Raw genomic sequence first — 6,360 nt, 5'->3', positions numbered from 1 at the left:
CCGCCTACGTCACCCTCGACGCCCTCCCCCTCACCCCCAACGGCAAACTCGACCGCAAAGCCCTCCCCACACCCACCTACACCCCCACAACCACCGGACGAACCCCCCGCACCCCCCGCGAAGAAATCCTCTGCACCCTCTTCGCCGAAGTACTCGGCGTCGACCGCGTCACCATCGACGACAACTTCTTCGACCTCGGCGGACACTCCCTCCTCGCCACCCGCCTCGTCAGCCGCACCCGCACCGCACTGCACGTCGAGCTGTCCGTGCGGCAGTTTTTCGAGACGCCGACGATCGCCGGGCTGTCGGGTGCGCTCGACCAGGCCGACGGTGCGCGGGCCGCGCTCACCGCGAAACCGCGTCCGGAGCGCATCCCGCTGTCGTACGCCCAGCAGCGCCTCTGGTTCCTCCACCAGCTCGAAGGCCCCTCGGCGACGTACAACATCCCCACCACCCTCCGCCTCACCGGCGCCCTCGACCAGGACGCCCTGCACGCGGCGATCAACGACCTGCTCGCCCGGCACGAGAGCCTGCGCACCACCTACACCGAGGACGAGCAGGGACCCCGGCAGGTGATTCAGGAGTGGGAGCCCGGTCTGCTGCCGCTGGTCGTGGTCGACACCGAAGAAGGTGAGCTGGACGCGCGGCTCTCCGGGGCCGTTCACCATGCGTTCGACCTCACGGCCGGGATCCCGGTGCGGGCGACATTGTTCCGGATCTCGGAGCGGGAGCACGTGCTGCTGCTCCTCATCCACCACATCGCCACCGACGCCTGGTCCCGCACGCCGCTGGGGCAGGACCTCGCCGCCGCCTACACGGCGCGGTGTGCGGGCGACGCGCCGGCCTGGGAGCCGCTACCCGTCCAGTACGCCGACTACGCGCTGTGGCAGCGGGAGGTTCTCGGGGACGAGGCCGACGCCGACAGCGCGGCCGGCCGGCAGCTCGCCCACTGGAAGGAGCGGTTGGCCGGGCTGCCGGAGCAGCTGGAGCTGCCCACCGACCGGCCCCGCCCGGCCCTCGCGGACCAGGACGGCGACCGGGTCGCGTTCGCGCTCGACGCGGGCCTGTACGCGCGGCTGACCGAGCTGGCCAGGAGCACGCACTCGAGTACGTTCATGGTGGTCCAGGCGGCACTCGCCGCGCTGCTGACCCGGCTGGGCGCGGGTGAGGACATTCCGATCGGCACGCCGGTCGCGGGCCGCACGGACGGCGCGACGGAGAACCTCGTCGGCTTCTTCGTCAACACGCTGGTCCTGCGCACCGACACCAGCGGCAACCCCACCTTCCGGGAGCTGCTGGAGAAGACGCGCCGTACCGACCTGGCCGCCTACGCCCACCAGGACCTGCCCTTCGAGCGGCTGGTCGAGGCGCTCAACCCGGTCCGGACGCTGGCCCACCACCCCCTCTTCCAGGTGATGCTCATCCTGAGCACGGCCGACACGGACCCGGACGCCTCGCTCTCACTGCCGGGGCTGCGGGTCGGCGTGGAGCGCAGCCGGCTCGGCGCGGCCAAGGTCGACCTGGCCTTCGCGCTGGCCGAGACCCGGGACGGCGAGGGCCGGAGCACCGGACTCACGGGAGCGCTGGACTTCCGGACCGATCTGTTCGACCGGTCGACGGCACGGTCCCTGGTGGAGCGTTTCGTGCGGGTCCTGGAGACGGTCGTCACCGACCCCGGTGTCCGGCTGTCCCACGTACCGGTGCTGGCCGGCACCGAACGCCACCGGCTGCTCGGCGAGGGGACCGGGCCCGCGCTGGAGGACCTGGACGCGACGCTCCCCGAGCTGTTCGCGGCGCAGGTGCTGCGTACGCCCGACGCGCCGGCCCTGGTGCAGGGTGCGACGACGGTGTCCTACGCCGAACTCGACGCGCGCACCACCCGTCTCGCCCGGGTGCTGCGGCAGCAGGGGGTACGGCCGGGGACGCCCGTGGTCATGCTGATGGAGCGGTCCCTGGCCCACGTGGTGGCGACCCTGGCCATCAGCAGGGCGGGCGGCGCCTACGTACCACTGCACGACACGTATCCCCTCGACCGGATGCGGCACGTAGTGGCGGACACCGCGGCGACGCTCGTCCTGGCCGACCGGGCCGAGGCGGCACGGGCCGGGGAACTGGGTGCGCGGGTCATGGTGGTCGACGAGTTCGGCGCCCCGCCCGGGTCCGGGTACGTCGACGGCGTACCGGACGTGGGGCTGCGCCCGCAGGATCTCGCGTACGTGATGTACACCTCCGGGTCCACCGGGGTGCCGAAGGGCGTGGCGGTCACCCATCGCGGAGTCGTGGACCTGGTCCGCGACCACTGCTGGCGGCCGGATGCCCACGAGCGGGTGCTGCTGCACGCCCCGCACGCGTTCGACGTCTCCTGCTACGAGATGTGGGTGCCGCTGGTCTCCGGCGGAACGGTCGTCGTGGCACCGCCCGGGCACCTGGACGCGGCCGCCGTCACCGAGCTGATCGCCGCTCACGGCATCACCGCGATCCACCTCACCGCGGGCTTCTTCCGGGTCGTCGCCGAGGAGGCGCCGGAGTGTTTCGCCGGGGTGCGGGAGGTGCTGACCGGCGGTGACGTGGTCTCGCCCGCCGCGGTCGCCCGGGTTTTGGAGCACGCCCCGCGGACCGTGCTGCGCCACCTGTACGGGCCGACGGAGACGACGCTGTGCGTGACGCAGCACGAGGTCCGGGCGCCGTACTCGGCCCGTGGCAGCCTGCCGGTCGGCCGTCCGACGGGGAACACCCGGGCGTACGTGCTCGACCAGTACCTCCAGCCGGTGCCCGCAGGGGTGCCGGGCGAGCTGTTCATCTCCGGCACCGGTCTGGCACGCGGCTACCTGGGCCGCCCCGACCTGACCTCCGAGCGGTTCGTCGCCGATCCGTACGGCGGGTCCGGCGAGCGGATGTACCGCACCGGCGACCTGGTCCGCTACAACCCGGCGGGCGAGCTGGAGTACCTGGCCCGCGCGGACGACCAGGTCAAGATCCGCGGCTTCCGGGTGGAGCTGGGCGAGATCGAGACGGTCCTGTCCACGCGTGCCGAGCTGGCCCAGGCCGCCGTCGTCGTCCGCGAGGACCGGCCCGGCGACCGGCGTCTGGTCGCCTACGTGGTGGCCGCAGAGGGCCGGGCCGGCGAGGCGGGCCCGGACGCGCTGCGCGCCTTCGCCCGCCAGGCACTGCCCGACTACATGGTGCCGTCGGCCTTCGTGGTCCTCGACGCCCTGCCGCTGACCGTCAACGGCAAGCTGGACCGCAAGGCGCTGCCCGCGCCCGACTACGCGGCGGCGTCCACCGGGCGGGCCGCCCGCACCCCGGCCGAGGAGCTGCTGTGCACGCTCTTCGCCGAGGTACTGGGCCTGTCCGCGGTCGGCATCGACGACGGGTTCTTCGACCTGGGCGGCGACAGCATCCTGTCCATCCAGCTCGTCAGCCGGGCCCGCGCGGCCGGTCTGGCCCTCGCCGTCCGCGACGTCTTCGAGTACCAGTCGACGGCCGAGCTGGCCGCGGCCCTGGCCGAACGGGACGGCGACGCCCACCCGGAGGTCGACGAGGTGCCGCCGCACGGTCCGGTACCGCTGACCCCGGTGATGGCCCGGGTCGCCGAACTCGGTCTGGGCGGTGACGACTTCAACCAGTCCGTCGTGGTGTCCCTGCCGCCCGTGGTGGACGGCGACAGACTGGCCGGGGCCCTCCAGAGCGTGCTGGACCACCATGACGCGCTGCGACTACTGGTCCGCCCCGACGGAAGCGCCGAGGTGCGTGGTCCGGGCAGTGTGCCGGCGGCGGACGTGTTCCGCGTCGTCACCGGGTCGCCGGGCGCCGACGACCTCGACGGCCTGGTCGCGGAGGTGGCGCGCGCCGCGCGGGACCGCCTCGCGCCGGCCGAGGGCCGCATGGTCCAGGCGGTGCTGGTGGACCGCGGGGCCGGACGGGCCGGCGTACTGGTCCTGGTCGCCCACCACCTGGTGGTCGACTCGGTGACGTGGAGCATCGTCGTGCCGGACCTCGCGACGGCGTACCGGGGCGCCGAACCGGCCCCCGTGGGCACCTCGTGGCGGCAGTGGGCCACCTCCCTGGAACGGCTCGCCACCGACCCCAGGGTCGAGGCGGAGATCACCCACTGGGAGCACACGCTCGCCGGGGCTGGCACGCTACGGCTGGACCGTGCGCGCGACGTCCAGGGCGAAGCCGGACGCGTCGGCCTCGACCTTCCCTCGCCCACGACCGAGGCCCTGCTCACGCAGGTGCCGGGGAGCGTCAACGCCAGTGTGAACGACGTCCTGCTGACCGCCTTCGCGTTCGCCGTCGCCGAGTGGCGACGCGGGCGCGGCGAAGACCCGGACGCGCCCGTCGTGGTCGACCTGGAGAGCCACGGCCGGCACGAGGACGCCGTGCCGGGCAGCGAACTCAGCCGCACTGCGGGCTGGTTCACCGCCCTCCATCCGGTACGACTGGCCCCGGACGTCACCGACTGGGGGCGGCTGCACCAGGACGGTGATGCGCTCCAGGACGGCCTCAAGCAGGTCAAGGAGCAGATACGGGCCGTGCCGGGCGACGGCATCGGCTTCGGCCTGCTGCGCCACCTCAACCCCACCACCGGGCCTCGCCTGGCGAGCCTCCCCGAGCCCGACTTCGGCTTCAACTACCTGGGCCGGCGGGTCACCCCGGCCACCGGCACCCATGAGCCGTGGACCGTGACCGGCGGCGGAGTGGCCGCGTCGCGACCGGCGGCGCCGATGGCCCACGCGGTGGAGATCAGCGCGGTCGTGCACGAGGGAGCGGACGGCCCCCGACTGCGCGCGGAATGGACCTACGCACGCCGCCTGGTCCCCGATCACGACGCCCGGCTCCTGGCCGAGCACTGGTTCCGGGCGCTGGAAGCCCTGGTGGAACACGCCGGCCGTCCCGGCGCGGGCGGCCTGACGCCGTCCGACCTGACCCTCGACTCGCTGAGTCAGTCCGAGATCGAGGAGTTCGAGTCCGACCTTGAGTCCGAGTGGGAGATTGAGCAGTGAGCCAGCAACCGTCTCGTTCGCGTAGCAAGATCGAGGACATTCTTCCGCTCTCCCCGCTGCAAGAGGGCTTCGTGTTCCTCGGGCTGCTGCACACGGAGGGTCCCGACCTCTACGTCGGCCAGGTCGCCTTCGATCTGGAGGGCACCTTCGACGGCGCCCGGATGCGCGCGGCGGCCGAGGCCCTGCTGCGCCGGCACGCCAACCTGCGGGCCGGGTTCCGGCAGCGCAAGAACGGGGCTTGGGCCCAACTCGTCCTGCACGACGTCGACCTGCCGTGGCAGGAAGCCGATCTGAGCGCGCTGCCCGAGGACGAGCGCGGCCCCGAGGCCGACCGGCTCGCCGCCGCCGACCGCGCCCGCCGCTTCGACCTCGGCCGCCCGCCGCTGCTGCGCTTCACGGCGATCCGGCTCTCCCCCGGCCACGTCCGGCTGGTGATGACCAACCACCACATCGTGCTCGACGGCTGGTCCATGCCGGTCCTGCTGCGCGAGCTGATGGCGCTGTACGCCTCCGGTGGTGATCCCGCAGCACTCCCCCGGGTCCGCCCGTACCGCGAGTACCTGGCCTGGCTCGACGCCCGCGACCGGGAGGCCGCCCGGACCGCCTGGCAGGAGTCCCTGTCCGGCCTCGACGAGGCCACCCTCCTCGCCCCGGCCGGGTCGGCGGCGTCCACCGCGCCCGAGCACGTGTCGTTCACCGCGGATCCCGAGGTCAGCGCTGCGCTGGCGGCCTGGGCGCGGGGGCATGGGGTGACCATGAACACCGTGGTGCAAGGCGCCTGGGCACTCGCCCTCGCCCAGGCAACCGGCCGCGACGACGTCGTCTTCGGCGCCACCGTCTCCGGCCGCCCGCCCGAGCTGCCCGGCGTCGAGTCGATGATCGGGCTCTTCATCAACACCCTGCCCGTCCGCGCCCGCCTCGACCACGCCGAACCCCTGGGCGACCTCTTCCGCCGCCTCCAGACCGAACAGGCCCGCCTCCTGGACCACCAGTGGGCCGGACTCGCCGACATCCAACGCTGGGCCGGACACGGCGAACTCTTCGACACCGCCATGGTCTTCCAGAACTACCCGGTCGAGGACGGCAACCTCACCACCGCCTCCGAGTCCGACCGGCTCCGGGTGGCCTCGGCGGACATCAAGGGTGGCACGCACTTCGCCGTCAACGTCGTCGCGACGATGCGGGGCGCGGAGTTGTCCTTCCGCGTGGACTACCGCCCCGACCTCTACGACGAGGAGTACGCCCGCGACTTCGGCCGGCGGATGCTGCGGGTTCTGGAGGCCCTGGTCACCGACTCCGACATCCCCGTGGCCCGCCTGGACACCCTCGACCCGGCCGAGCGGGAGCGGGTCCT

The 6,360-nt window shown here is 73.2% G+C and carries 2 protein-coding genes; both read left to right on the top strand.

The window, feature by feature from the left end:
* Positions 1 to 5,006: amino acid adenylation domain-containing protein (locus tag ACFW47_RS35075; protein ID WP_386308278.1), on the top strand; the 5,006-nt coding region annotated here is incomplete at its 5' end.
* Positions 5,003 to 6,360: condensation domain-containing protein (locus ACFW47_RS35070; RefSeq protein ID WP_386308277.1), on the top strand; the 1,358-nt coding region annotated here is incomplete at its 3' end. The genes ACFW47_RS35075 and ACFW47_RS35070, both read left to right, overlap by 4 nt.

It is taken from the genome of Streptomyces sp. NPDC058796, from assembly GCF_042745235.1.
Taxonomy (GTDB): Bacteria; Actinomycetota; Actinomycetes; order Streptomycetales; family Streptomycetaceae; genus Streptomyces.
This window is presented reverse-complemented; position numbering and strand designations above follow the sequence as displayed.